At 59.4% G+C, this 24,999-nt stretch carries 23 protein-coding genes; 7 read left to right on the forward strand and 16 right to left on the reverse strand.

The window, feature by feature from the left end; genetic code table 11:
• Nucleotides 1-74 precede the first annotated feature (74 nt).
• Nucleotides 75-2,228, reverse strand: coding sequence for a DUF2075 domain-containing protein (locus tag H3V04_RS04570; protein WP_198187355.1), 2,154 nt, complete (start codon nucleotides 2,226-2,228; stop codon nucleotides 75-77).
• A gap of 67 nt (nucleotides 2,229-2,295) precedes the next feature.
• On the opposite strand from H3V04_RS04570, the gene H3V04_RS04575 reads away from it, so the two are divergent.
• Nucleotides 2,296-2,628 carry a nucleotide pyrophosphohydrolase gene (locus H3V04_RS04575; protein WP_198177431.1) on the forward strand — a complete coding sequence of 111 codons (333 nt, stop codon included), beginning with the start codon at nucleotides 2,296-2,298 and terminating at the stop codon, nucleotides 2,626-2,628.
• Between the two features lie 10 nt (nucleotides 2,629-2,638).
• Here H3V04_RS04575 and H3V04_RS04580 read toward each other — a convergent pair whose 3' ends face one another.
• Nucleotides 2,639-3,394: an HAD family phosphatase gene (locus H3V04_RS04580; RefSeq protein ID WP_232342459.1), complete on the reverse strand. Its 756-nt coding sequence runs from the start codon at nucleotides 3,392-3,394 to the stop codon at nucleotides 2,639-2,641.
• A 66-nt stretch (nucleotides 3,395-3,460) separates the two neighbouring features.
• Complete coding sequence (locus H3V04_RS04585; RefSeq protein WP_198182732.1) at nucleotides 3,461-3,691, reverse strand: helix-turn-helix domain-containing protein; 231 nt, start codon at nucleotides 3,689-3,691, stop codon at nucleotides 3,461-3,463.
• Between the two features lie 306 nt (nucleotides 3,692-3,997).
• Here H3V04_RS04585 and H3V04_RS04590 point away from each other — a divergent pair, with 306 nt between their 5' ends.
• Nucleotides 3,998-4,249: a hypothetical protein gene (locus H3V04_RS04590; RefSeq protein ID WP_198187357.1), complete on the forward strand. Its 252-nt coding sequence runs from the start codon at nucleotides 3,998-4,000 to the stop codon at nucleotides 4,247-4,249.
• A gap of 94 nt (nucleotides 4,250-4,343) precedes the next feature.
• On the opposite strand, the gene dnaG is transcribed toward H3V04_RS04590, so the two are convergent.
• The 6 genes from dnaG to H3V04_RS04620 form a co-directional block, all read right to left on the reverse strand.
• Complete coding sequence (gene dnaG, locus H3V04_RS04595) at nucleotides 4,344-6,434, reverse strand: DNA primase (protein ID WP_198187358.1); 2,091 nt, start codon at nucleotides 6,432-6,434, stop codon at nucleotides 4,344-4,346.
• Between the two features lie 57 nt (nucleotides 6,435-6,491).
• On the reverse strand, nucleotides 6,492-7,775 hold the full coding sequence (locus H3V04_RS04600; RefSeq protein WP_198177426.1) for a deoxyguanosinetriphosphate triphosphohydrolase: 1,284 nt from the start codon (nucleotides 7,773-7,775) through the stop codon (nucleotides 6,492-6,494).
• A gap of 18 nt (nucleotides 7,776-7,793) precedes the next feature.
• Nucleotides 7,794-8,252 (reverse strand): Ohr family peroxiredoxin, encoded by a 459-nt coding sequence (locus tag H3V04_RS04605; protein WP_198177425.1) that lies wholly within the window; start codon nucleotides 8,250-8,252, stop codon nucleotides 7,794-7,796.
• 84 nt (nucleotides 8,253-8,336) lie between these two features.
• The gene (gene alr / locus H3V04_RS04610) at nucleotides 8,337-9,695 is read right to left on the reverse strand and encodes an alanine racemase (RefSeq protein ID WP_198187359.1); all 1,359 of its coding nucleotides are present in this window, start codon (nucleotides 9,693-9,695) and stop codon (nucleotides 8,337-8,339) included.
• A 42-nt stretch (nucleotides 9,696-9,737) separates the two neighbouring features.
• Entirely contained in the window at nucleotides 9,738-10,373 is a 636-nt protein-coding gene (locus H3V04_RS04615; protein ID WP_198187360.1) for an N-acetyltransferase, read from the reverse strand.
• A gap of 146 nt (nucleotides 10,374-10,519) precedes the next feature.
• Nucleotides 10,520-11,575 (reverse strand): LacI family DNA-binding transcriptional regulator, encoded by a 1,056-nt coding sequence (locus H3V04_RS04620; RefSeq protein WP_198187361.1) that lies wholly within the window; start codon nucleotides 11,573-11,575, stop codon nucleotides 10,520-10,522.
• A 150-nt stretch (nucleotides 11,576-11,725) separates the two neighbouring features.
• Here H3V04_RS04620 and H3V04_RS04625 point away from each other — a divergent pair, with 150 nt between their 5' ends.
• The 5 genes from H3V04_RS04625 (at nucleotide 11,726) to H3V04_RS04645 (ending at nucleotide 16,859) form a co-directional block, all read left to right on the forward strand.
• On the forward strand, nucleotides 11,726-13,009 hold the full coding sequence (locus H3V04_RS04625) for an enolase C-terminal domain-like protein (protein WP_198187362.1): 1,284 nt from the start codon (nucleotides 11,726-11,728) through the stop codon (nucleotides 13,007-13,009).
• An 80-nt stretch (nucleotides 13,010-13,089) separates the two neighbouring features.
• Entirely contained in the window at nucleotides 13,090-13,881 is a 792-nt protein-coding gene (locus H3V04_RS04630; RefSeq protein ID WP_198177420.1) for an SDR family oxidoreductase, read from the forward strand.
• An 8-nt stretch (nucleotides 13,882-13,889) separates the two neighbouring features.
• Nucleotides 13,890-15,158, forward strand: a complete 1,269-nt coding sequence (locus H3V04_RS04635; RefSeq protein WP_198177419.1) for an MFS transporter — start codon at nucleotides 13,890-13,892, stop codon at nucleotides 15,156-15,158.
• Nucleotide 15,159: 1 nt separating this feature from the next.
• Nucleotides 15,160-15,957 carry an amidohydrolase gene (locus tag H3V04_RS04640; RefSeq protein WP_198187363.1) on the forward strand — a complete coding sequence of 266 codons (798 nt, stop codon included), beginning with the start codon at nucleotides 15,160-15,162 and terminating at the stop codon, nucleotides 15,955-15,957.
• A gap of 2 nt (nucleotides 15,958-15,959) precedes the next feature.
• Nucleotides 15,960-16,859, forward strand: coding sequence for a dihydrodipicolinate synthase family protein (locus tag H3V04_RS04645; protein WP_198187364.1), 900 nt, complete (start codon nucleotides 15,960-15,962; stop codon nucleotides 16,857-16,859).
• A 79-nt stretch (nucleotides 16,860-16,938) separates the two neighbouring features.
• Here the strand turns inward: H3V04_RS04645 and H3V04_RS04650 are convergent, their stop codons facing one another.
• The 7 genes from H3V04_RS04650 to H3V04_RS04680 all read right to left on the reverse strand — a co-directional run bounded on the left by H3V04_RS04650 (nucleotide 16,939) and on the right by H3V04_RS04680 (nucleotide 24,968).
• Nucleotides 16,939-17,421, reverse strand: a complete 483-nt coding sequence (locus H3V04_RS04650) for an S-ribosylhomocysteine lyase (RefSeq protein WP_029678668.1) — start codon at nucleotides 17,419-17,421, stop codon at nucleotides 16,939-16,941.
• A gap of 90 nt (nucleotides 17,422-17,511) precedes the next feature.
• Nucleotides 17,512-19,503 (reverse strand): RecQ family ATP-dependent DNA helicase, encoded by a 1,992-nt coding sequence (locus H3V04_RS04655; protein WP_198187365.1) that lies wholly within the window; start codon nucleotides 19,501-19,503, stop codon nucleotides 17,512-17,514.
• Nucleotides 19,504-19,672: 169 nt separating this feature from the next.
• Nucleotides 19,673-20,521 (reverse strand): ATP-binding cassette domain-containing protein, encoded by an 849-nt coding sequence (locus H3V04_RS04660; protein ID WP_198187366.1) that lies wholly within the window; start codon nucleotides 20,519-20,521, stop codon nucleotides 19,673-19,675.
• Nucleotides 20,508-21,302, reverse strand: a complete 795-nt coding sequence (locus tag H3V04_RS04665; protein ID WP_198187521.1) for an ABC transporter ATP-binding protein — start codon at nucleotides 21,300-21,302, stop codon at nucleotides 20,508-20,510. Before H3V04_RS04665 ends, H3V04_RS04660 begins: the two co-directional genes overlap by 14 nt.
• A complete protein-coding gene (locus tag H3V04_RS04670) occupies nucleotides 21,302-22,264 on the reverse strand; it encodes an ABC transporter permease (protein WP_198187522.1) in 963 nt (320 codons plus the stop codon). Before H3V04_RS04670 ends, H3V04_RS04665 begins: the two co-directional genes overlap by 1 nt.
• Nucleotides 22,265-22,341: 77 nt before the next feature.
• Complete coding sequence (locus H3V04_RS04675) at nucleotides 22,342-23,319, reverse strand: ABC transporter permease (RefSeq protein WP_198187367.1); 978 nt, start codon at nucleotides 23,317-23,319, stop codon at nucleotides 22,342-22,344.
• A gap of 2 nt (nucleotides 23,320-23,321) precedes the next feature.
• A complete protein-coding gene (locus H3V04_RS04680; protein WP_198187368.1) occupies nucleotides 23,322-24,968 on the reverse strand; it encodes an ABC transporter substrate-binding protein in 1,647 nt (548 codons plus the stop codon).
• Between the last annotated feature and the right edge of the window lie 31 nt (nucleotides 24,969-24,999).

Raw genomic sequence — 24,999 nt, forward strand, 5'->3', positions numbered from 1 at the left:
CCTGGGCCATTGACCATGGCCCAGGACATGATACCGCTGATTGGCATTCAATCGATGTAGGCGCGTTAGACCGGTCAGTCCCGGACCTGGGCGAACCCACCCACTGCCCAGGCCAGTCGGTTCCGAAGCTCGGGATCCACCGCGAATAGCCCCAATCCGTGCACCCCTCGTTTGAGCAGCACATTGAACTCGTGCCGAAGATTATCCACAGGATTCATCTCCGGCTCCGACCGCTGATTGGTCGCCAATGTATTGCAACTGAGCTTCGACTCGAATTCGACCTTTCCATTCCTGTAAGTGACCGAGGGCCCGATGATGACCCCCGCATAGTTGAGGTCAAAACCTTGGATGGTGAAGATGGAGCCCACCTCATCAATGGTGAAAGGCAACTCGGCCCAGGCGATCCGGTGATTCGCAGTGGAGTTTCCCTGCGCCTCATATAGCTCGTAATTCCAGGGCATGGCGAATTCACCATCCCCGTCCTGCCCCTCTTCGGCCCACACCCACTGGCCTGAATCCTCTTGGCGCAGTACAACCTGCCAGTGTCTGGAGGGATTCTGTGGATCCGGGTGATTCCTGCTGCTGTAAGGCCAGTCATAGGTGGCCAGAAGTCGGCAGAGGCCCAAGGAGCCCTCGCCTCTTTGCTCCTGGTCCTTTTGACGGATGAACTTCCTCAAATCCTTAGGCGAATCAAAAACCTTGATCTCGTAAGTATGCTCCCAGGGATCCGGACGCAGTGGACCGATGACGCCATCCTTGGCTGTCATCCGATCCAGCCAGGCGCATGTTGCGGGATCAGCCTGAATGCGCATCTGTTGATCCAAGCGAACATGACTGACTTGGAAGGTATCCTCGCGTACATGCTGACCGTCCCTTGACCTTTCGCGGATGAGCATGGGGCGCGAGAAGGTCTTGTCATGTTCGGAACCCGTCAATCCCAGAAGCCGACTTTCCTGGGCATCCACGAACTGGGATCCGCGCAAGACCTGTTCCGGGTCGAAGACCACGATGGCTACTTTTGCCCGCCGCAGAATGTCATAGAGCTGGTTGCCTCCGGAGTAGCTCTGCGACCCTTGCGTCAGCAGCAGGTGCGCCTCGTCAATCAGCACCACATCCGCCTGAGCATCGACGCTATTCATGGGGTCCGCCGCCCTGCCTGTAGACCGACCATTTCGATTGGTGTGCTTGCTGAACCGGTTGATGAACTGGACAGCGCCAACCACGCACTGGCCGCGTTTCTTTTGCAGTCCCAGCTTCAGAGCCATTTGATTGTATACATTAGCCTGCTCGGCCTGGTTAACAATGATGTAGGAACGCTGCCTGGCGTTTGCCGAACGGTTATCGTCCTTACCGTTCAAATTCCCGTAGATGCCATATCTGGCACATATCTGATAGAAGAGATGGCTGAGCAAAACAGTCTTGCCCGTCCCTGACATGCCCTGAACGACAATGACCTGGGTACGTGCCTTGTCATTGATTCGAACCGGGCCTATGGATTCTGTCATCGAGTGGAAACCCTCGTCACGGTTTTGAATAATGACCGACTCCAGCACATGCAGAACAGCCTCTTCAGCCCGCCGTTGTTCGTCGGTGAGTTTGCGGAAGGGCGAGGCCTTGAACAGGGCAGAGTCCAGGATGGCCTTCTCTTCCGGGAACAGATCGGGCTCCATTTCGTGCAGGGTCTGCCAGGCCTTGGAAAAGATGCTGTCGAACTCATCGCTGGTGTAATACATATCCTGAGCGTTGGTTCTACGGTTCATAACCAGCTTGACCGCGTCTACGCTCTGCATATACCCCATCAACCGATTTTCCATATCCAGCGTCAGGGACTTATTGAAGTGGCGATCACCGATGATGTACTGGCAGACCCTGTCCTGATGATTGCGCATGAATCGCACCAGGCGTTCCCAATCCGTTCGTGTACGTGGATCCAGCTCGATGTGCTGCCTGGTTCGAGAACGGATGTCGTTGGTTTCCCCGACGTAAACCACATAAGGTGGCCCACCGCCATGCTTTTTGCTGCTGTCCCTTTCGTCGGCAGAGACAATATATACAGTGGGATAGCGCAGGAACAGCTCCTCAAGCAGCCTCCCCTCCAACTTACTGCCCTGACTGCCAACGGCTTTCGCCTGCTTGTACTCAGCGATGGCCTTGGAAAAATCCTCATCCCTAAAATTGCCATAGGGCAGAGTCATCACCACAGGCTGCGGCGCACTTGATGAATCCATGATTTTCACTATGCCACGAACCCATACCAAACTGATGCAAGGAGAGCCGACTGATAGGCTCGGAATCATGATCAGCAAGGAAACGGAAACAGCGGTGATGGATTTTGTGCACGAGCGCGACTGGGATCAATTCCATACGCCCGCAAATCTGGCCAAATCAATCTGCATCGAAGCCGCCGAGCTCTTGGAATGCTATCAGTGGGGGGATGATCCCAGGGACGGAGATGAAGGCCACGTTACCGACGAACTGGCTGACGTGCTCACCTATTGCATCCAGCTGGCGGATCGGCTGGATCTGGACATGGATCGAATCATCTTGGACAAATTGCAAAGGACGGCCGACAGATATCCGGTGGCAACCTCGCGTGGCTCCAGCCGAAAATACCGACCGCTGCAGTAGGCGGATCAATTCAGCAAGTCTGCGGAGCCGGCAACCCCGATTGCCCGAGTCGCTTGGCGATCAGTGCGGACAGATCATCCAAGGTGACTCCAACATAGCTATCTATGGAAGCGAACTGAGGGCCTGATGAGGTGTCGACCGGGTTGGTGCCGGTATAGGCTACAGTGGTGGCTCCTGATGCCACAGCCGAGGTGATACCGGTCAAGGTATCTTCGAAAGCCAGGCAGGATGCCATCAAGTCAGGGCTGTTGATGCCCACCAGACCGGCCGCATGCAGATAGGGGGCAGGATCGGGCTTCTGGGCCAGCCCATCATCCCCGCAAACATAGTCGGCAAAAGCCCCCTCGGGTGCCTTGGCGACCACAGCCTGAGCCATGCGGCGTGGCGAAGTAGTGACCAGAATCGAAGGGATGCCAGCCTCAACCAGGTCTGTCAGGATGGCACGAACCCCTTCGATCCATGGCATGTGACGCTCCTCCATGGCGATTACCCCATCGATCAACAAATCCGGAATCTGGTCCTCAGGAAGGTCAAGACCACGCTCCCGCATTAACCTTGCCACTTTGGTGAGAGGTTTGCCGGAAGCCTGCCAGCCCATGTCGGCATTCCAGTCTCCCCCATGCTCGCGCACCAGATCGACCTCCGCCTGATGCCAGTAGGGCTCTGAATCGATCAGGGTTCCGTCCATGTCCCAAAAGACCGCGAGCGGTCGGCGACTCACAGCAGACCGGGCTTTGTCAGTCGACCCGGCACGACTTTCCTCCATTTGATGCTCCATGTTCATGCATTCACCCTATCGGCAGGGCTTGTCTTGACAATGGTGCCACCCAAATTACTTGGCATGAAGATCAGGCCACGGATCAGGCAACAGCTCATCCAGACTCACATTAAGCACTTGGGCAACTGCCATGATGTTGATCAAACTGGGATTGGCCGGACTCCCGGGTCGCGACTGGCCATGCTCCAACTGTTGGTATGCGAACCGGGAAAGGTTGGCAGTGTAGGCGACGAACTCTTGGCTGTAGTGCAGAGCCGTCCTTCTGCGTTGTATGTTCATGCCCATTATTACGGCGTATTCCGCCCATCCACTTGGTACTTGAGAATGTGCCACAGAGCCAAGAAAGAAACCAGAGACAAATTGTCGTGCCTTACCGGTAATACTATATCAGTAAGGCATTACTGGTTATTTAAACGAGAGACAAATACCGTGCTCTGTCTTACACCAAAATTGGGTCTGACGTAGTTCAAGCTACTGCCCTTCTTCCTTGTAGCCTACGGAACCACATCGGTCTTCATCAATAGTCTGAATTACTCCACCTCATTCGGGAGGAACCCGACAGCCAACATAGGTCTGCTGGCATTCTTCAACATGCTGCCGGCCCTGCTTATAGCTGTAGTTGGATACGGGTATTTCTTCGTCACTGGAGTCAACGGCCTGTTCGGTAACAACACACAGATACCGGATTGGATGCTGACACCCTTGGTCCCGCTGGCTGTCATGCCTCTGGTGTCCCGGGCGATCTACCGTCACACCAGAAATCCCTATCTGGGTGGCATCATTACCGCGATCATTGTCACCGTGATGACCTGCATCAACTCACAGATATCATTCCCCGCCTGACGGGGAGACCACACCTAACCTAAGTCCTTCCTGCCCCTGTCTACAAGCAAAACTTCGACAAGGACAGGGAGGATCAACTTATTGGACCACCAGTTCACTCGGCGTTGCCGAAGACCTGGTTGCGCAATTCGTTGCGCTGGGTCTCGTACTGGGTGAGCTGACCAAGAAGGTCGAACTTCTCCTGACCGTCGGGCAACTGATTCATCCGGTGCCTGGCCGAGGCAATCAGCCGCATGTATGTGGCGTCCAGCAGTCTTGCCAGCAGCTCGGAGGCATACTGACGCTCCTCCGGGCTAGGCTGCTTCAGCTGAACATCCGCGTCCTCGGAGCCCACGCCCTGATTGTCCCCGTTGTCACTTTTCTTGGAGCCCGGTCCTGTGCCCCTCTGCCTATCCTCATGCTTATCCAAATTCAGCGGCAAGGGCATGACGGCCAGCTCGTTGATGGCTGACTCCAGCATGGGCCCGCCTGCCTTGGTCAAATTATGCATCCACAATCCCTGGGGCGTCTTCCTGTCGGGCAGCCCTCCGGCGGCCTGCACAGCCCGATAGAGCGAGCGGAAGATCGGAACCTCGAAACTGTCCGGACTCAGCTGGCCGAAGGCATCCGACCCGACCGCTCTGGGAATCTGGATAAGCACGCCCATGAACTGCTGCTCGCAAATGAAGACCGAATCATCGATGTGATGATAGCCCTGTCGGAGGGCATCCTCACGCTGTACCCTGCGGCGTCGCATGGCATCGTCACTGCCATGGCCCGCGCGACCCTCCGATTCGCCCGCACCGCGGTGAGGAGTGCGGACCGCATAAGCATCCTGGTCCTTCACATGCAGCTTGCGACGGGCCCTGTTGACCTCCTGGCGCAGCAGATCCAGATCCACGCCGATTTTTCTGGCGGTCTTGCGGGTATAGGCCCCCACCAGGGAGCGATCCCTGATCTGGGCCAGGATGGGTGCAACGGCCTTGACCGCACCCATCTGTCCGGTGGTGTACTGGGTGTCGAACATGGCCACAGCGGTGTCGATGACGAAGTCGTACAGCGGTCGGGCATGCTCCACCAGGGATCGCACGGCCTCATCGCCATATTGGATGCGCAGATCACAGGGATCCAGATTCTCCCGGGCCACCGCCACGAAGGTCTGCGTCAGAAAGCTCCCGTCAAGGCCGAAGGCGTGCAGGGCGGCCTTCTGTCCGGCTGCATCCCCGTCGAAGGTGAAGACCACCCGGGAGCCTTGGACCGGCCCCACCAGCTGGATGGCGCCAAGGGCGTCGTCGGAGATGAGCCGGCGGACGATCTTGGCATGGTCCTCGCCGAATGCGGTACCGCAGGTGGCTACAGCCGTGTCGACGCCGGCAAGGTGACAGGCCATGACGTCGGTGTAACCCTCAACGATGACAACCTGCCGCTTTTTGACGATGGCGTCCTTGGCCAGATCGATGCCGTAGAGCACCTGGTTCTTGCGGTAGAGCTGGGTGTCAGGCGTGTTGATGTACTTGGCGTTGATTCCGTCGTCCTCGTAGAGCTTGCGAGCGCCGAAGCCCAGGGTCCGGCCCGTGGAATCCCTGATGGGCCAGGTAACCCTGCCCCGAAAGTAGTCGTAGACTCCCCGCTGCCCCTGCCTGGCCAGCCCGGCATCCAGCATCTCCTGCTGGGTGAAACCCTTGGTGGACAGGTGGCGAACCAGGTTGTCCCATCCGCGTGGGGCGTATCCGCAGCCGAAATGGGCGCTGTCAGCCTGGGAGAAGGTCCTGCCCGCCAAGAGCTTTCGCGCGGCCAGCGCCTCCTTGCTCATGATCTGCGAGACGAAAAACCGCTGGGCCTCCTCGTTGGCCTCCAGCAACCGGGAACGTTTGGACCCGCGACGCTTGTCCTGACGGGAGTTTTCGTAATGCAGCTCGATCTGGTACTTGTCAGCCAGGATCTCGACGGCATCGCCGAACTCGACGTTCTCCTCCTGCTCAACATAGGTGAAGACATCGCCGCCCAGACCGCAACCGAAGCAGTGCCAGACCCCCATGGAAGGACGCACCGAGAAGGAGGGCGACTTTTCGTCATGGAAAGGGCACAGGCCCATGTAAGTGCCGGAACCGGAGGGCTTCAGGGTCACGCTTTCGGATACGATCTCATACAAATCGGCCTTGGCTCTGACCTTCTCGATGTCTTCCTTCTTGATCATTCCGGACATGACACCCAGCCTACCGGGCCAGGGCGATGTGTTGCGCCCGGCATAAATGCCGCTGGCCTAGGGGCAGACCAGGGAATGCAGGGCCAGCGCCGAACCGTCGGTCAGGGAGGCCACCTGGTCGATGGCCACCCTCAGACGCTCCGCATCCGAACCCGCCTGGCGCCAATCCTCCAGGAAGACATCCTCCAAGGCATCAGAGGGGGCTGGCGAGTCGGCCATCATCACCTCGACCAGGTCGGTCACGATTTTCAGCTGCTCAGCGTGGAAGGGCTCCTTCTCACGAGGAGCCATGACGAAGTAGACAGCGATCCCCTTCAAGGCCACAATCTCATAGGAGGTCCGGGGAGGAATGACCAGCCCCGCCGAGTACCTGGTCAGAGGACCTTGGCCGTGGCGGCTTCGGGTGGCCTCCTCTACAGAGTCGGCAAAGCGGCCAATCAGATAGCTGGTTGTGTTCTTCAAAGTAGCCAGGGCCCGGCGTGAACCATCGAAGCCCGTCGGCAACATGCCACGGACAGCCTCCAGGGCTCGGACCAGCTGGTCGGCATCCCAGCGGTCGCCATACCAGGATCGGGCGGCCCGGACCACGCCATCGATGATTCGAGGCTCAGCCAGTCGCTCAGGCATGAAGGAGCCGACTACGATGGCATCCTCCACGTCGTGGACGCTGTAGGCGATGTCATCAGCCAGGTCCATGACTTGGCACTCCATAGGCGTGCTGGCCTGAGGCGCCCCCTGCTTAAGCCAATGGAAGACCTCCCGGTCGTCGGGATAGACGCAGAACTTGGCGGTCCTCTCCCCCTTGGGATGAGCCGAGGCCTCGGCCAGGGTCCAGGGATATTTGACCGCAGCGTCCAGGGCGGCCCTCGTCAGGTTGACTCCTGCTGAACGTCCGTCCGGATGGAAGACCTTGGGCTCCAGTCTGGTCAGCAGTCGGAGGGTCTGCGCATTGCCCTCGAACCCCCCAATATCCGAGGCCAGCGAGGACAGGGCACGTTCGCCGTTGTGGCCAAAGGGCGGATGACCCAGGTCATGGGCCAGACAGGCGCAGTCCACCACATCGGGGTCGCAGCCCAGCATGGTCCCAATCTGCCGACCGATCTGGGCCACCTCCAAAGTATGGGTCAGCCGTGTGCGGGCAAAGTCGTCAGTGCCGGCGACCAGGATCTGCGTCTTGGCCCCCAACCTACGGAGCGCCGAAGAATGGACCAGACGCGCCCGATCCCGTTCGAAGGGAGTCCTGCCGCTGGTCTTTGGAGGCTCTGGAGCCCACCGTTCCTGATCCCGGGCGGAGTAGCCCTCGGCCAGCAGGCGGGATCCGCCCTCCTCGTCAGTGCCCATCAGGCCCGTCCGCTCCGTTCAGTCCAGATTGTCCACGACCACCACTTCAGTGGGCACATTGCCCGCCGTGGCCTTGGAGTAGGGGCAGAGCTCTTGGGTGCGTTCCACCAGGCGGGTGGCCAGATCACGATCGACGCCGGGCAGGCAGACCTCGATCAGAGCCTTGATACCGAAGGACTCGCCTTGGTCGCCAAGGGAGATATGGGTACGTACCCTGCTCTGGGCCAGCTTGGTGGCCGGCACGCGCAACTCCTTGCCGGCCAGTCCCATGGCTCCCTGGAAGCAGGCGCCCCAACCGATGGCGAAGAGCTGTTCGGGGTTGGTGCCCTGGCCCTTGCCCCCCATGGCCTTGGGTGTGTCCAGGTCCAGGGAGAGATCGGGCTCGTGGCTGTCCGCATGGCCCTCACGGCCACCGGTGATGTCAGCTACGGCTGTGTATGAGATATTGCTTGGTTCATTTCCTGAATATGTAGTCATAACCTCATCTCACCACTTATATTGCCCCTTGACAAGGCCCCAAGCCTGGGTTCGACCTGTGATAGTGGTCTCAAAATCGTGGTCTTAAAGAATCGATTCAGAGGCAATCAGGTGCAGGTCGGAGGGGTTGACCACCTCATGCACGCCCAGGTAGAGCCGTGGAATCCTACTACGCAGGCAAGTGAAGACCTCATAGCTGATGGTGTCGGCGGCCCGGGCCCAGTCATCAGCAGTTGGCTCAGCCCGATTCTCCCCCTGGCCTGGCCCAAAGAGAACAACGGTATCGCCCTCGCGCACTCCCAAGTCAGAGGCCATGCCTTCTAGATCAAGTACACACTGGTCCATGCAGACCCTTCCAGCGACGCGAACCAACCTGGGCCCTTGAAGAGTCATCAGACGGACGGGGCCGCCCAAGTGGTCCCGGCCTATAGCACCCTCCCGGTCGAAGCCCGAGGCTGACCGATGGATTCCGTCGGCGTAGCCCAGGGGCATGATGGCCGTGCTTGTCGGCTGCTGTGTCAGATAGGTGCGTCCATAGGATACGCCATGACCGGCCGGCATGTCCTTGACGGTGCCGAGCTGGGCCTGAAGGGTCATTGCCGGACGCAGACCATAATCGGCCGAAACCCCCATGGAGGGATCGGGCTCGTATCCATACAGGCCGATGCCCGGACGGGTCAGGTCGTAACGTATCCCGGGACGGGTGAGTGTGGCGGCGGTATTGGCCAGATGCCGGATTTCGGGTTTCATACCTGCGGCCGTCATCCTATCGGAGAACTCCTCGAAGAGGGCGATTTGCTCGTCAGTGGACGACACGAACTCGTCCACGCCAGGCATGTCGGCCACCGCCAGGTGGCTGAAAAGCCCCACAGGCTCCAACAGACCCTGGGCGGCCAGACGGGAGAGCTCGCGCAGGGCATCCCCGAAGGTTTCGGGAGTAAAACCGTTGCGTCCGAAGCCGGTGTCCACCTTGATGTGGACGCGGGCAGGCCTGCCGACCTGATCTGCCGCCTGCGCCGCCATGTCCATGGTCTTCAGGGAACCAACACCCAGGTCGATGTCAGCCTGAATCAGCTGATCGAAGGGGGCGCGATCCCCGTTGAACATCCAAGACAGAATCCGGGAACGGTCGGGGCCGATGCCTGCACGACGCAGACGCAGGGCCTCGCTGGACTGGGCCGTGCCCAGCCAGGTGGCCCCGCCAGCCAGTGCAGCCAGGGCAACAGGGATGAGCCCATGGCCGTAAGCATCGGCCTTGACCACACCCATGACTGCAGCACCGGGGTTCGTGGAATGAACCAGCTTAACCAGGGTGGCCATATTGGCCTTCAAGGTCCGCAAGTCCACGATGATCTGCCCAGGATAGGCCCGAAGAGCTTGCTCGTAATGCCGCTGGCCCTCGGGCCCGGAGAACTGCCATGCCGGTGCTGCACTCAAAGTCATGGCTCCATTGTGCGACGGCGCTGCGACGGTCGGTACCCGCCCTCAGACAGTTACCAAGCGCTTGGCAGCCCTTTCGCGCTCAGCCAGGTCAAGGGGACGATCGTGTCGCTGGTAGGCCACCCGCACGTTCTCGATCTCCTTGTTCTCGGGCATGATGATGTTGCCGCAGCGGGTGAAGCCGTGAGTCTCCAGGATGTGCTGCATGGCATAGTTCTTCAGTCCCGTATCGGCGCGGATGTTCTCGTACCGGCGCATGCTCCAGTCAAGCAGGTCCCCGGCCGCGTGACGCCCCAGTCCCGAGGCAGCCACCCGATGGATGGTGGTATAGGGCCGGTCGTCAAGCCAGCTGCCATCAATGACCTTATAATCGGGTTCCGGGTCATGGAAGAGAGCAAAAACACCGATGATGCGCTCGTGACTGCCCTTATGCTCGTCCAACTCAGGTTCAGGGTAGACGGGATCCTCAGGGATTTGATCCATACCAGCTGCATCGTCAACCAAGAGCATGGTGTGACCCCCGGCGATGTCCTCGCGGATGCGTTCGGGCAGGGGGTACTTGTCCCCCCACTGACGGGGGTTGCCGGTCTCGGCCATCCGCTTTCTGGCGTAGGCGTAGACGGGCATGATCGCCTCAAAGTCGTCCATGGTGGCATGACGGATCCAACGTGCAGTTTCCATCGCGTACCTGCTCACTGTGGCTACCTCTTTCTCGACCGATGCGGCAGGGGCAAAACCCGCCCCCGCGATTGCCGAAGTACGAGTGTATCCATCAGGAAGCTGTCACGAAGTGAGTACGCATTGAGCGAATCGGGGAATAGTTTGGGCTATTGTGCGGTCTCTTGAACCCGACTTTCCGAGCGCAGATGACGGGCACGGGTCAGATTGACCACGCTGTGTCGGCTGACCAGTCGAGTTGGCATGACCACATGCCGCTGGAACTCCTTGCCTTGGCGTGCATCAAGAATCATTCCCACCGCCATCCTGGCCATCAAATCAAATGGCTGGTCCACCGTGGTAAGTGAAGGCATCAGATAAGCGGATGGATAGACGTTGTCGAATCCGACCACAGACAGGTCCCGCCCGGGCTCCAGTCCACGTTCGCGCGCTGCTCTGTAGATATTGACGGCTGTCAAGTCGTTGCATGCCAGAATCGCAGTCGGACGATGAGCACGGTCCAGCAGATCACAGGCAGCTTGGTACCCTCTGTCAGGCAGATAGTCTCCCTGCTGAACCATACCCGACGGCAGGCTGGCACCGATGGCTGCCAGTGCTGCTCGGTATCCTGCAAGTCTGGCTTGCGCGGATTGCACATTCGCCGGTCCAGCGATGACGCCTATGCACCGGTGTCCGGCGTCCAGAAGACATTTGGCCGCTTGGTATCCGCCAGTCCAATTGTCGAGCGTTATGCTCATGTCCTCATCGCTGACCAAGTCCACCGGATCGACCGCCACCAAGGGGATGCCCCTTGCTTTGAGCACGTTCTTGCCCTCCTGGTCTATGGAGGACATCTGAGTGATCACACCCAGCGGGTTTCGATCAATGATTCCCCTCAGACATTCCTCGGCACGCCGCTGGTGGTCAGTCTGTGTCACCGTCAGAGCCAGACCGGCATCCAAAGCCCACTTTGAGGCATAGCGTATCATCTCGATGGTGCCATTGTTGGCGATATAATCCACCACAAGTTCAATGGTCTGGGCGATTTTGGTACTGACGAGCGGATGCGCATAGCCCTGATCGGCTAAAGCCTTTTCGACTCTCCGACGGGTTTTTGCCGCCACACCCGGTCGACCGTTAATCACCTTGGAGACGGTCGACGCTGAGATGCCGAGCTGCTCGGCTATAGCGCCGACGTGCGGATTGCCGGGTTCCTGTCTGGCCATGTGCATCCTTTCCATTACCCACTTATCGTAACCAACGAAGCTGCAATAGTACCCACGCTGGATTTAGAATTTTTATATTCTTAATTTTCAAATTTCTATTTCTGCGCCTATACTGACGTATACGTTCACAAGATTGGCAAAGGAGCCACGATGAGTACTATCACTGCGGTGAAAACGTATGACTTTCGTTTTCCCACTTCTCTGACCCTGTCAGGATCGGATGCCATGAACAAGGACCCCGACTATTCAGCCGCCTATGTGGAAATACACACCTCGGCTGACGACGGGATCAAAGGCTGTGGTTTGGTCTTCACCATCGGACGGGGCAACGATGTTGTTTGCAGAGCCATAGATTCCATAGGAGAGACTCTGCGCGGCCTGGAGGTTGAACGTCTGCTGGACAGCATGGGTCTTGCCTGGGATTTATTGGTTCATGATTCACAGCTGCGTTGGCTGGGACCCGAAAAGGGAGTCGAGCACATGGCCATCGGCGCACTGCTGAGCGCCCTTTGGGATATGAAAGCCAAAAGGGCGAGAAAACCCCTATGGCTGCTGTTGGCAGAAATGGACCCCGAAGACCTGGTCAACACCCTGGACTTTAGATATCTGTCCGATGCCCTGCGCCCCGAAGAGGCCATAGACATCCTCAAAGATGGGCAATCCGGTAAGAAAGGGCGCATCGAGGACATTCGCCAGCACGGATACCCCGGCTACTCAACAGCACCAGGATGGCTTGGCTACAGCGACGAAAAAATGGTGGAGATCGCCAAACGGGAGACTCAAGAAAAGGGCTTCAAGCAAATCAAGCTCAAAGTAGGCCAGAACCTCGATGATGACATACGCCGCCTGGGACTGGCCAGGGATGCCGTCGGCCCCGACATCCGCCTGGCCGTCGACGCTAATCAGGTCTGGGATGTCCCTCAAGCCATTGATTGGATCAACCATTTCCATGACTTCGACCTGGCTTGGGTCGAAGAGCCCACCAGCCCCGACGACATCATCGGCCACGCAACCATTGCCAGGGCCATCAATCCCATCCCCGTGGCAACCGGTGAACAGATGCAGAACCGCATCATGTTCAAGCAATTCCTGCAGGCCAACGCCTTCGGCATCATGCAGATCGACGCCACCAGAGTGGCGGGCCCACAGGAGATAGTTCTCGAATACCTGCTGGCCCGTAAGTTCCACAAGACAGTCTGCCCCCACGCTGGCGGGGTCGGACTGTGCGAGATGGTCTGCCACTTCGCCATGTTCGACTACGCAGCCGTCTCCTGTACCACACAGGGTCGGATGATCGAATACGTCGACAACCAGCATGAATATTTCGTGAACCCCGTGCGTATCAGCCAGGGCATGTATCAGGCACCGACCGCTCCCGGCAATGGGGCTGAGATGACCGTGGAGACTGCACAGCGCTACCTCCACCAGGAATGACTTCAGGCACCGTCAATCAAAACTCGGTCCAATCACTGGACCTCAACAAATCAACCATCCATATAGACAAAGGAGTTCTCATGGATCTGCATCTCAAGAACAAGGTATTCATCATCACCGGTGGCTTCAAGGGCATCGGCAGGGGCATCACTCTGCAACTGGCCCAGGAGGGCGCCATAACCGCAGTCATAGACCGTGACGAGTCAGCCAGGGGCCAGTTCTGCAAAGACATCGAGGCCTATACCGATACCTATCGGACTTTCATCCTGGATCTGAATGACACCGACGGCATAGCCCCCATTGTGGAGCAGGTGCACAAGGAATTCGGCCATATCGATGGCATAGTCAACAACGCTGGAGTCAACGACAACAAGGCCTTGGAGACTACTGACTGGCGGGAGTTCGAACATTCCGTGCATGGCAATCTCACCCACTACTACGAACTCATGCATGCCTCTTGTGCCTACCTCAAGGAAAGCCACGGGTCCGTCATCAACATCACCTCCAAAACCGCTGTGACCGGTCAGGGCAAGACCAGCGCCTATGCGGCTGCCAAGGGCGGGATTCTGGGCCTGACCAGAGAATGGGCTGCGGCTTTGGTCCACGATGACGTACGAGTGAACGCCATTGTGGTCTCGGAATGCTGGACCCCGCTCTATGCTGACTGGATCAAGACCTTTGGCGATGAAAAGGCCCAGCAGGCCCGCCTGTCGGTCATCACAGACAAGATTCCTCTGGAGCATCGCATGACCACACCAGAGGAAATCGGGAACACCGCCACCTTCCTACTCTCCGATCGCGCATCACACACCACCGGCCAATGGGTGTTTGTCGATGGCGGATACGTCCACCTGGACCGGGCACTGAATTGAGCTCTGACATGGAAAATACAAATACGCAAAACAAGGGCGGCTCCAAAGCCACCGTGGCCATAACCCTGGTCATCGGACTCTTCTTCATCTGGGGACTGACCATGAACCTGGTCAACGCCCTCAACAGTCCGTTCAGCAACTACATGGAACTGAATAGCACCCAGGCGTCACTGCTGCAGGTGGCCTACTACGGAGCCTACTTCATCATGGCCATCCCAGCTGGAATCATATCCAAGCGATTCGGCTACAAGGGCGGGGTCATCTCCGGACTGATACTGTTCGCGGTTGGAGCATTCATCGTGGTGCCGGCCACAAATATGGCCAGCTACGGACTCTTCCTGTTCGCCATGTTCGTGGTAGCGCTGGGAGCCTCCTCTCTGGAAACCAACTGCAACCCCTACGTCACCAAGTTGGGCGACGAAAAAGGCGAATCCTTCAGACTCAATCTGGCACAGAGCTTCAACGGCGTCGGCAACGTTGTGGGACCTCTGATTCTGGGCGGAGTCCTGTCCAAAACCCTGACCCCAAAAGATCCAGGCTTTGAGCAAGCCAAGGTCAAGTTCCTGTCTGATACCAGAATGATCTATATCGTCATAGGCATCGTCCTGCTGCTGGTGTTGGCTGTTTTCATCGTCTTCAAACTGCCAACACCCCCTGGCGATGACGAGCAGGAAGGGAACACCGGCACCGATTCGGGCACCTCAAGCCTGCTGAAACGCCCTTACTTCGTACTGGGCGTGGTAGCCGAGTTCATTTTTATCGGTTTGCAGGTGGCGGGCATGGCCATGTTCTCCGCTTATGCTCTCAAGCATTGGGGCGCTGGCATCACCGCCGGCCTGGCCGCCACACTGTTGGCATTGCTGTCGCTACTGTTCACCCTTGGCCGGTTCCTGACCACTCCGTTGATGACCAAATTCGATGCCGGCAAGATACTGGGCATCTATATGTGCATCACTGCCGTGCTGATGGTTCTGGTATTCCTGGGTCTGGGACGATTCTCGGTCATTTGCTTCCTGATCGCCTATCTGTTCATATCGATCGGCTACCCCACGATCTTCTCGCTGACGCTCAAGGGCATCAGAGGCAACGACGCCAAGACCGGATCTTCGGCGCTGGTCATGAGCATCGTCGGAGCGGCTCTGATTCCACTGCTGCTGGGTGTCATCCAGGATGCCATGGGCATCGAAATCGCCATGCTGGTGACCGTGCCCGGATTCCTCTACATCGCCTGGTATGCCTTCCGTGGGTGCCGTATAGGCCTTAAGCAGGGAGCCTGATATGACGAGACAATTACAGGTCATTGATGCTCACTTCCATATGTGGGATCTTGAACGGCAACATCTACCTTGGCTGGACGGGATGCCATCACTGAACCGGAGCTTTTCTCTTCATGAGCTGGAAGACGAGTACGGGCAGTTGGGAGTGGAATTTTTGGGCGGAGTCTACGTGGAAGTTGACTCGGATGACCCCTTATTAGAGGACCGCTTGGTCTATGAGGACAATGACCCGAAAATCCTTGCCCGAATGCTAAGAGCCCAGGTAGGCCCCTATACGAGGGTGCCCATCAATGCTACGGGCATCAGAGAGCCGTTGCATACTGACTCTGCCCCGCGCGGCCGTTGCATGGAACCCTCTTTCATCGCCGGGCTCCACGCCATGGCTGATAAGGGCCTGCCTTTCGAGCTATGCAACAGGGGGGCAGAACTGCCGGACATGGCTCAGGCATTCTCTCAGGTTCCTTCCCTGACTGTCATCATGGACCATATGGGCAATATGCCCGACTTGTCGCCGGCCTGCAAAAAAGCCATGCAGGCCATGGCAGCCCTGCCACACTGTTATATCAAGGTGTCAGGCGACTTGCCGGTCAATCGAGACATCGTCGCCTTCGTCAGGGACACATTTCCCCCGGACAGGATCCTTTATGCCTCCAACTGGCCGGTAGTCACCGTGCACTCCTCACTCAGGGAACACTGGCAACTGATGCTGGACACCTTTGGCCCTGATGAGGACTTCTTCAAGCACAATGCCATGAGGGCCTATGGAATCGATGCCGATATGCTTACTGTGGAAGGGTGAACATGAGCACATCATCAGCCAAATTCGAGGGAATTTTCTGCCCGTCGATAACCATCAGCGACGATCAGGGAGCCATCGACACTGACCTGTGGGGACGACACCTGAACCATCTGATCCAGGCTGGCATTGATGGGGTGCTTCTGTTTGGAAGCATTGGCGAATTTTATGCCTATGATCTTCAAGAGAAGCACTCAGCCCTGCAATTCGCTGTCGACCATATACGAGGGCGCATGAAGATCTTCGTCGGGGTAGGCGATACCGACATGGACCGGGTCATGGAGCTGACTAGGTTTGCCGGACGAATCGGCGCCGATGCCGTGGTGGCTGTCAGCCCCTATTATTTCGGCCCTTCGGAACCGACCGCTTACCGATATTTCACCAGCATCGCCCACGCCTCGGCTGTACCGGTGATCCTCTACAATTTCCCGGCTCGTACAGGCAACGACTGCTCTCCGGAGTTGGTCGCGAAACTGGCCCAGGAATGTCCGAATATCGTTGGTATCAAAGATACCGTGGACACGATCAGCCACACACGTCGAGTCGTATCGGCAGTCAGACGTGTCAGCCCTGAGTTCTCGGTGTTCTCCGGATTCGACGAATACTATATGGTCAATCGCATCTGCGGAGGCAACGGTGTTTTATCGGGCCTGACCAACGTGGAACCGGAAACCTTCGTGGCCATGCATCAGGCCTATCAAGAGGGTGATTACCAGACTGCGCTCGACAAGGCCCGACGCATCAACCACCTGATGGCGATTTACGACACTGCGGATTTGTTCGTGTCGGCCATCAAGGGGGCCGTGCGACTGCAGGGTCTACCCATCAGCACACGCATCCGAGAACCGGCTATGCAGATTGATGACGACCAGATGAAACAGATCGAGACCATACTGCGCAGTTGAGATTTCACCTGTTGCATCGAACGGGGCCTGAGAAAAGGAATTTACCCTTCCTCAGACCCCATTGTTTGTCTGTCAGCGCTCAGACCAGCTTGCGTTCGTAAGGATCGGAGCTGATGCCGGCTGCTACGATGTCGCGGCTCCACTGCTTGGCCGAGAAGAGCGAATGGTCGCGGTAGTTGCCGCAGGAAGTGATCTCGGTGCCAGGCACATCATCCCAGGTGGCCTTTTCGGCGATGAACTCCAGCGACTCCTTGAGAGCCTTGGCCACATCCTCGGTCGAATGACGACCCCAGGCAAGCAGGTGGAAGCCCGTCCGGCAGCCGAAAGGCGAGCAATCGATATAGCCGGGGATGCGCTCGCGCAGAAGTACGGCGATGGTGTGCTCAATGGTGTGCAACCCGGCAGTCGGAATGGCGTTCTGGTTGGGCTGAACCAGGCGCAGATCATAGTTGGAGATGATGTCTCCCTGGGGGCCCTTCTCCTCGTCGATCAGACGAACGTAGGGCGCCTTGACCTTGGTGTGATCCAGCTGGAAGCTCTCCACAATAGGTTTGTCAGCCATTGTTATTTCCTTTCCTGTCGGGCGCCCGGTATGAAAGGCAACCTTGATGAAGTCATGTATATCTCATGGTAGGCCGACCTGCCTATCAGATCAGGCAGCGCCCATGACCACATTCGCTCCTTTTCTGGCCGAGAACTGGGAGATGACCCCCATGAACTGAGGTCCATACTGCTCCAGCTTGTGCTGTCCCACCCCGTTGACGGCCAGGAAGGTCGCATCATCGGCGGGCCGAAGGCGACACATATCGCGCAGGGCCTTGTCGGAGAAGACGATGTAGGGAGGCTTGCCGATCTCGCGGGCTATGCTGGTCCGCAGTGCGCGCAGTTTCTGGAAAAGTTCCTCATCCTCTGGGCTGGCATCGCTTGCACCGGCCTGCTCGAGACCGTCATCGTCGAGTGTCGAAGAAGTCCCGCCACCAAAGACTTTGCCTGAAGCACTCGGACGTTCCGTTCGTTTGATCTCATAATGAAAGTCCGGACTGACCGTCTGCGCGGCCTTGGGCCCGAAGTGGACCATGGGCAGCCGTCCTTCGGTGATGTACAGATACCCGTCCGAGGCCATCTGGTTGAGCACGTCGCGGATTCGCGCCTCTGGAACCTGGGCCAGAGCGCCATAGCTGGGGCACCGATCCAGCCCTCGTCGAAGAAGGTCCTGCGAGCGTGAACCCCGGAGGATCTGGGCGATCTTTCCGGAGCCGAACCCCTGATTCACATCATGCACGCACCTGCTGATGGCACGGGCCACATCGCTGACGTCGATGGTCTTAAAGGTGCTCAGACAGTTGGAACAGTTCCGGCAGCCGCCTCTGCCCGTGTCGGGATGCCCGACCGGGACGGATTTACCCTTGTCGGCCTCGGCAGGAGAAAGGCCCGCGGCAGCCTGGTCCACCTCCTCACCAAAGTACCGCAACATGTACTGGTGAAGGCAACCCGTGGTCCGACAGTAGCCAATCATGACATTGAGCAGACGCCGGTGTTCGGCCCTGACCGCTTCGGCCTGTTCACCGGTCAGTCTGTCGTTGCCGTTGTCCATGTCCAGCAGGCGCCTGCGGGTGACGATGTCGCTCTCGTTCCACAGCAGTGAGCATCTGGCGGGCTCGCCGTCACGTCCCGCCCTGCCAGCTTCCTGGTAGTAGGCCTCGATGCTCTCGGGCATGTTGTGATGGATGACATAGCGCACGTTGGACTTGTCGATGCCCATGCCGAAGGCGTTGGTGGCCACGACCACCTGCACCTTGTCGTTGACGAAGTCCCGTTGCGCCTGCTCCCTGTCCTGGGCATCCATACCAGCGTGGTAGCTGACAGCGCTGACGCCGGCCTTGAGCAGATCATCAGCCAGGGCTTCGGTCTCCTTGCGGGTGGCGCAGTAGACGATGCCTGAGTCATCGCCGTGCTTCAGGGCATACTGGACCACCCAGCGATTCTTGTATTTGCTCTCCAGCTTGATCACATCGAAGAAGAGGTTGGGCCTGTCGAATCCCGTCACCGCCACGTAAGGGTCGTTCAGGCCCAGCATGTGTACGATGTCGCGCCGAACCTTCTCTGTCGCCGTAGCAGTGAAGGCCGCCACCGTGGGCCGGTTGGGCAGGGATCCGATGAAGTCGCCGATGCCCAAGTAGGCAGGGCGGAAGTCCTGACCCCACTGGGATACGCAGTGGGCTTCGTCCACAGCCAGCAGGGAGATCCTCGTATGCTGGGCGAACTCCCTGAATCTGGGGGCATCCAGCCGCTCGGGAGCCACGTAGAGGATCTTGCTGCGTCCCTGGGCGGCCTGAGCCAGGGCCAGGGACTGCTCATCCATATCCTGGGTGGAATTGACGAAGGAGGCCTGGATGCCGGCATCCTCCAGCCCGTCCACCTGGTCCTTCATCAGGGAAACCAAGGGGGAGATGACGATGGTCTGACCGTCCAGGAGGGTGGCAGGTATCTGATAGCAGATGGACTTGCCGGCACCGGTCGGCATAACACCCAGGCAGTCCTGCCCATTAAGGATGGCCTTGACCAGATCCTCCTGACCCGGGCGAAAGGACTCATACCCGAAATACCGCTTCAACGCCTGTCCTGCATCCTGGATGTCCACCATGGTTCCCCAGTCTATTGCCCCGGCAGGAGTCAAGCAGTGGGCGAACGACCATGTGGTCGATCGTCTCCGAGCTTCACGATTCCCCGGTAGCCAATCCAGAAGGTCGTATCCTTGGATCACGGGCAGCTATCGATGACTGGTATTCCGATCGCCTGACAAAGACGGATACCTACAGGGTTGCAGCTGCCAGCAACTGCCGGGTATAGGACTGCCTGGGATGATTGAGGATGGCTTTCACCGGACCCTCCTCCACCACCTTCCCCTGGACGAGCACCATGACCCTGTCTGCTATGTGCTGGACCACGCCCAGATCATGGGAGATGATGATCATGGACATGCCACTTGACGAATCACTCCGCTGCCTGGACTGGGTCATGATGGATTGAAGGGTATGGAGGATCCCGACGCGTGCCGAGACATCGATGGCGCTCATGGGCTCATCGGCCAAGAGTATCCGGGGCTTGACGATCAGGGCCCGGGCTATGGCCGCCCGCTGAGCCTGGCCGCCTGATAGATCGGAAGGATAAGCCGTCATGAGCCTGTCGGGGTCAAGCTGAACCGCTGACAAGACCTTGGCCACCTGATCGGCAAGACCCGTCCCATCCTGACGACGATGCCATAGGTGCCCGCTCCCCCTGCGTCTGGCAGCCAGAAGAGGCTCAGCGACTGACCGGCCAATGGTCCACCGGGGATCCAGGGAGGCAAAGGGATTCTGAAAGACCAGAGCAGAGTCCCGGGCAAGCGCCTTGGCGGCCGGAGAACCGTAGAGAACCGGTCTGCCCTGATACATCACCTGTCCGCCATCAGGCCTCAACTGCCCTAGAAGCAGGCGGGAAAGCGTGGTCTTCCCTGAACCGGACTCCCCTATGATCGCCAGGCACTCCCCTGGCAGGAGGGAGACATCGATTCCGTCAACCGCGGCCTTTCGAGCCATGCCGCTTCCGGCGGGAGCATAGACCTTGGTCAGGCCCTTCCCGACCAGGATCGGGTCGACCTGTGCACCATCAGTCGTTCTCATGCTTGCCTCCATCCGCGCGCAGCGTCAATTCTCTGGCCGCCCTCACCAGGGTCCTGCCCTGTGGACTGGATGGGTCGCGCAGAATGCTCTGCGTCTGCCCGCTTTCCACCACTCGGCCCGCGTCAAGGATGTAGCAGTAATCAGCAACCCGGGCCAGGACGGAGAAGTCATGGGTGATGAACAGGAGGGAGGCCCCGCTCTGGTCGACCAGGGAGACCAGCAAGTCCACAATCTGCCGCTGGGTGATGGCATCCAGGGCTGTGGTGGGCTCGTCTGCCAGTATCAGTCTGGGCTTGGTGACGAGGGCCGTGGCTATAGCCGCCCGCTGCTGCTGGCCCCCGGACAGCTCATGCGGATAGGAGCCAGCCAGATCCGCATCCAAACCGACCTGGGCCAACATCTCCATGACCCGTCTGTGCCTTTCCTGGGCACTCAGGCGGTAGTGGCGGCGGAGAGGGAGCTCCACCTGGCTGTAGACCTTCTTGACCGGGTTCAGGGCCGTGGAAGGATTCTGAAAGATCATGCCCATCCGGGAACCGCGCAGGTCCGCCAGGGACCGGTCATCGGAGCCGAGAATCTGAAGCCCGTCCACCAGAATGGAACCGGACAGGGAGGCCGTCAGCGGTACGGTGCCCAGGACGCTGCGGGCGATCATCGACTTTCCGGAGCCTGAGGAGCCGATCAGGCCGACCCGTTGTCCATCCGCCACCCTGAGGTTCACCCGGTCAAGAATGGTGCGACCACCGATGGACAGACCTAGGCCGTCAATAACCAGCGACATCATCGACCTCCTTCGCCTGTATGGATCGCATTCTCGACGTGATGACCGGAGTCATCCGATTGCGCAGACGTTTCCTGGCGCTCCCCAGACCGGAGAGCCGACCGTCCGGCGGCAGCCACGGCGGCCCTGAACCCGGGGTTGGTGACCGGATCGATGGCATCACGCAGGGCATCACCGAACAGGTTCAGCGCCACCACCACCATGGTGACCACCAGGCCTGGCCAGAGCACGGTCAGCGGAAAGACGTTGATGAACTTGACCGAGGTGGTCAGCGAGTGCCCCCAGGAGGGCAGGCCGGAGGGGACGCCAACCCCAAGGTAGGTCAACCCAGCTTCAGCCAGAACGGAGGTCCCCGCCGACATGGAAAGCTGCACGCACAGGACCGGAATGACATTGGGCACCAGGTGCGTGCAGAAAATTCTGAAGGACCCGACCCCGCTGTGCCGGGCGGATTGCACATAGTCTGATTCCGCCGCCAGGAGCGCCTGGGGCCTTACAATCCGGGCCAGGTTGAGTCCGTAGCCGAATCCGCAGGCCACGACGACCACGGCGATGCTGGGTCCCAGGGGGACGGCCAGAATCAGGGCCAGCAGAACCGTAGGCAAGGAAATCAGGGCGTCTACCAGGACCACGACCGTCTGCGATACTCCAGAACTGCGCGAGACCATGGCCATGACCAGGAGAAGCCCCAATACGCCCGACAGGATGACCGCCAGAAGGCTGATGACCAGGTTGGTTGCCGACCCCGCCATCAGCCAGGAGAGGATGTCTGCTCCGGTACCATCCGTTCCCAGAAGGTGGGCGCGGCTGGGGGCCTGCCAGATGCGGTACCCGTCGGTGGTCCAGATAGGGACCGGGGTCCAGAACCTGGAGACCAGGGAGACCAGGATCCATATGGCCAGAACAATCAGCGAGTACCGCCCCGAGCCCTTGCACCACATGCTGGCCAGCACCACCCGCATCGGCCCGAAGAATCCCAGTCGGCCGGGGAAGGCGGCCTTCAATCCCAAGCGAGGCCTGTCTGTATGCTCCCAGCTCATCAGTCAGCCGCCTCCTGCCTGGCCACACCTCGAAAACGCGGATCGATCAGCCTATGGACAACGTCCACCAGCAGTCCCAGGAAGAGGAAGAAGGCCGCCAGAAGAAGTAGCTCGGACTGAACGGCCGGAAGATCCCGGTTGCCCACGTCAGTGACCAGCATGGAGCCAAGTCCCGGCAGGGCGAACAGGTTCTCGCTGACCATGACCCCGGTGATCATCTCGGCCATGGTCAGCCCAATCACCGAGACCAGCTGGGGGGAAGCCAGCCGCAGACCGATCCGCAGGGCGGCCTGGGTTCGGGTCATCCCGCAGGCCATGCCCATGTCCACATACCCAGAAGAAAGCATGTCGCCCAACAGAGAGCGGGTGTACCGCATGATGCCGGCGCCCACGATGATTCCGGTGGACAGAGCAGGCAGAATCAAAGCCGCCAAGGCCTGCCCAGGCTGAGCCCAGCCGAGAGCAGGAAAGCCCTGGGAGGGCAGCAAACCAATCAGGCCGCTTCCCTTGGCGAAGAGCATGATCAGCAGCAGTCCTGACCAGAGGGCCGGTACTGATCCGCCCACGATGGCTGCCATGTGACTGAAGGACTGCATCCGCGGCGAGCGCGCCAGGGCGGCTGCGCAACCCAGGGGGATGCCCAGCAGCAGGGCCACGCCCAGTCCCAAAAGAATCAGCGGGAAGGTGATCTGGGCCCGGATACCCACCTGGGAGGCGATGGAACGGTTGGTCAGAATGGACCTGCCCAGGTCCCCTTGCAGAAAGCCGCTGATCCAATCCAGATACTGCCGGGGATAGGAGCGGTCCAGGCCCATCTGCCGACGCAGCCGGTCGACCCGCTCAGGCGGGGCATCCAGCCCGGCCATGACGGCGGCCACATCCCCTGGCAGGATACGCAGGGCCAGGAAGATCAGCAGGGAGATGCCGATCAGCGCCAGGATGAAGAGCACCAGGCGCCGCATCAGGAATCTGGCCATGGTCATGCCCGCCTATAAATCACGTCGGACAAGGGCATGAGGGACTGGTTCAGGTCGACCGGGAAGCCCTCCAACCCCGTCCGCCAGGCCGTGGTCACCCGGTAGTTGAAGAGCCAATCCGCCGCCGCATCGCTGCTGACAATCCGTGCGGCCTGGGCCAGAAGCCTGCCGGAGTCATCGGCGGAGGTCGTGGCCATGGCCTTCTGGTAGAGATCCTGGACCTGACGATTGTCATAGTTGTAGTAGTAGTTAGGGTTGGCCCACTGATGGAAGTCGTGGCTCTCGCCATGATCCACCAGAGACAGGTCGTAGTCCTTGTTGGCATGCACGTCCTGCAGCCAGACCGAGAACTCCACCACCCTGACGTCCAGGTCGATGCCCACCTGACGCAGCTGCGAACGCAGCTGATCGCCCAACTCGCTGCCATAAGTGTTGGCGTAGGTCAACCGCAGCTTGAGCCGGTGCTCGGGACCGTACCCGGCCTGGGCCAGAAGCCGCCGTGACTGCTCCGGATCGTGGGGGTAGAGCCCGGTCAGATCCCGATAGCCGGGATCCAGGGAGGGTATGGGGCCGCCTAGGGCCCTGTCCGATCCTCCCCGGGATGCAATCAGCTGCCGATGGTCGATGGCATGGCGGATGGCCTGCCGCACCCGCGGGTCGGATGTGGCGGCACCCTTGCCGTTCATGGCCAGGACGTACTTGTCGGTGTCGTCGCCCGCCTTGACCTGGAAGTCGGGGTTCTCGCGGAAGGGACTGGCCAGGTTCTCGGTGATCGGAGCCAGCACCTGCACATCCCCGCTGCGCAGGGCGTTGACGGCGGCGTTGTCGTCATTGAGATAGCGGATGACAATTGTTGGCGTCTTGGGCTTGTCGCTGCCCCAGTAATGCGGATCGGCCTTGAGGGTGACCGAATCGTTTGGCCGAAAGTTTTCCAGCAGGTATGGGCCGGATCCCACGGCCTGGGTCTTCATGTCGTAATGAGCCCGCTGGTCAAGGACCAGGCCGGCCCGGCCGCTCAGCTGCCAGAGCAGATCCTGGTAGGGCCTGGAAAGCGTCAGGCGCACCGTCAGCGGATCTGCGGCCTCAACGCCCTGGAAGCCCTCCAGCATCTCGCTGCCCTGATAGTGGCCTTCCATGAGCCCACGAATGGAGTCAACCACGTCCTGGGCCCGAAGAGCATGACCGTTGGAGAAGCGGATGCCCTCATGCAGGTGGAAGGTGTAGACCAGGCCGTCCTCGGAGACATCCCAGGTCCTGGCCAGGCCCGGACGCACCCGGTTCCGGGAATCCCGTGACACCAGGCCCTGATAGACGTTGCCGATCAGAAGCTGATCCAGCGCTGTGCCCGACTGGTTGCGGATGTCCAGATTGGTGGGAGCCAGCTTGAGCCCCACCGTGACCGTATCCGCCACGATTCCTCCCTGAGCCGGACCGGCGGATCCACGATGTCCGGTCCACAGGGAGAGAGCCAAGGCCAGAGCCAGCAGGAGGCTGAGCAACTTCCAGGGCAGGGTGTTGCCACCCGACCTCATGGGCCTGATTCTGGCGTTGAGTTCGGGATCGGTGCTGGGTCCCGGCTCCTGGGCCGCGTCTGTATCTGTTGCGGTCACGCTGCCGTGGGCATGCGTGCCGTGTCGATCTGCATTCATTGACGAATCCTTATGCTGCGGTTGACCGCCG

Origin of the sequence: Bifidobacterium sp. M0353, assembly GCF_016100645.1 — a bacterium.
Taxonomy (GTDB): Bacteria; Actinomycetota; Actinomycetes; order Actinomycetales; family Bifidobacteriaceae; genus Bombiscardovia; species Bombiscardovia choladohabitans.

Coding starts and splice junctions, on each gene's coding strand:
- H3V04_RS04570 (WP_198187355.1), bottom strand. CDS start 2,228: ATGGATTCATCAAGTGCGCCGCAGCCTGTGGTGATGACTCTGCCCTAT.
- H3V04_RS04575 (WP_198177431.1), top strand. CDS start 2,296: ATGATCAGCAAGGAAACGGAAACAGCGGTGATGGATTTTGTGCACGAG.
- H3V04_RS04580 (WP_232342459.1), bottom strand. CDS start 3,394: ATGGAGGAAAGTCGTGCCGGGTCGACTGACAAAGCCCGGTCTGCTGTG.
- H3V04_RS04585 (WP_198182732.1), bottom strand. CDS start 3,691: ATGGGCATGAACATACAACGCAGAAGGACGGCTCTGCACTACAGCCAA.
- H3V04_RS04590 (WP_198187357.1), top strand. CDS start 3,998: ATGCTGCCGGCCCTGCTTATAGCTGTAGTTGGATACGGGTATTTCTTC.
- dnaG (WP_198187358.1), bottom strand. CDS start 6,434: ATGTCCGGAATGATCAAGAAGGAAGACATCGAGAAGGTCAGAGCCAAG.
- H3V04_RS04600 (WP_198177426.1), bottom strand. CDS start 7,775: ATGGGCACTGACGAGGAGGGCGGATCCCGCCTGCTGGCCGAGGGCTAC.
- H3V04_RS04605 (WP_198177425.1), bottom strand. CDS start 8,252: ATGACTACATATTCAGGAAATGAACCAAGCAATATCTCATACACAGCC.
- alr (WP_198187359.1), bottom strand. CDS start 9,695: ATGACTTTGAGTGCAGCACCGGCATGGCAGTTCTCCGGGCCCGAGGGC.
- H3V04_RS04615 (WP_198187360.1), bottom strand. CDS start 10,373: ATGGAAACTGCACGTTGGATCCGTCATGCCACCATGGACGACTTTGAG.
- H3V04_RS04620 (WP_198187361.1), bottom strand. CDS start 11,575: ATGGCCAGACAGGAACCCGGCAATCCGCACGTCGGCGCTATAGCCGAG.
- H3V04_RS04625 (WP_198187362.1), top strand. CDS start 11,726: ATGAGTACTATCACTGCGGTGAAAACGTATGACTTTCGTTTTCCCACT.
- H3V04_RS04630 (WP_198177420.1), top strand. CDS start 13,090: ATGGATCTGCATCTCAAGAACAAGGTATTCATCATCACCGGTGGCTTC.
- H3V04_RS04635 (WP_198177419.1), top strand. CDS start 13,890: ATGGAAAATACAAATACGCAAAACAAGGGCGGCTCCAAAGCCACCGTG.
- H3V04_RS04640 (WP_198187363.1), top strand. CDS start 15,160: ATGACGAGACAATTACAGGTCATTGATGCTCACTTCCATATGTGGGAT.
- H3V04_RS04645 (WP_198187364.1), top strand. CDS start 15,960: ATGAGCACATCATCAGCCAAATTCGAGGGAATTTTCTGCCCGTCGATA.
- H3V04_RS04650 (WP_029678668.1), bottom strand. CDS start 17,421: ATGGCTGACAAACCTATTGTGGAGAGCTTCCAGCTGGATCACACCAAG.
- H3V04_RS04655 (WP_198187365.1), bottom strand. CDS start 19,503: ATGGTGGACATCCAGGATGCAGGACAGGCGTTGAAGCGGTATTTCGGG.
- H3V04_RS04660 (WP_198187366.1), bottom strand. CDS start 20,521: ATGAGAACGACTGATGGTGCACAGGTCGACCCGATCCTGGTCGGGAAG.
- H3V04_RS04665 (WP_198187521.1), bottom strand. CDS start 21,302: ATGTCGCTGGTTATTGACGGCCTAGGTCTGTCCATCGGTGGTCGCACC.
- H3V04_RS04670 (WP_198187522.1), bottom strand. CDS start 22,264: ATGCGGGTGGTGCTGGCCAGCATGTGGTGCAAGGGCTCGGGGCGGTAC.
- H3V04_RS04675 (WP_198187367.1), bottom strand. CDS start 23,319: ATGGCCAGATTCCTGATGCGGCGCCTGGTGCTCTTCATCCTGGCGCTG.
- H3V04_RS04680 (WP_198187368.1), bottom strand. CDS start 24,968: ATGAATGCAGATCGACACGGCACGCATGCCCACGGCAGCGTGACCGCA.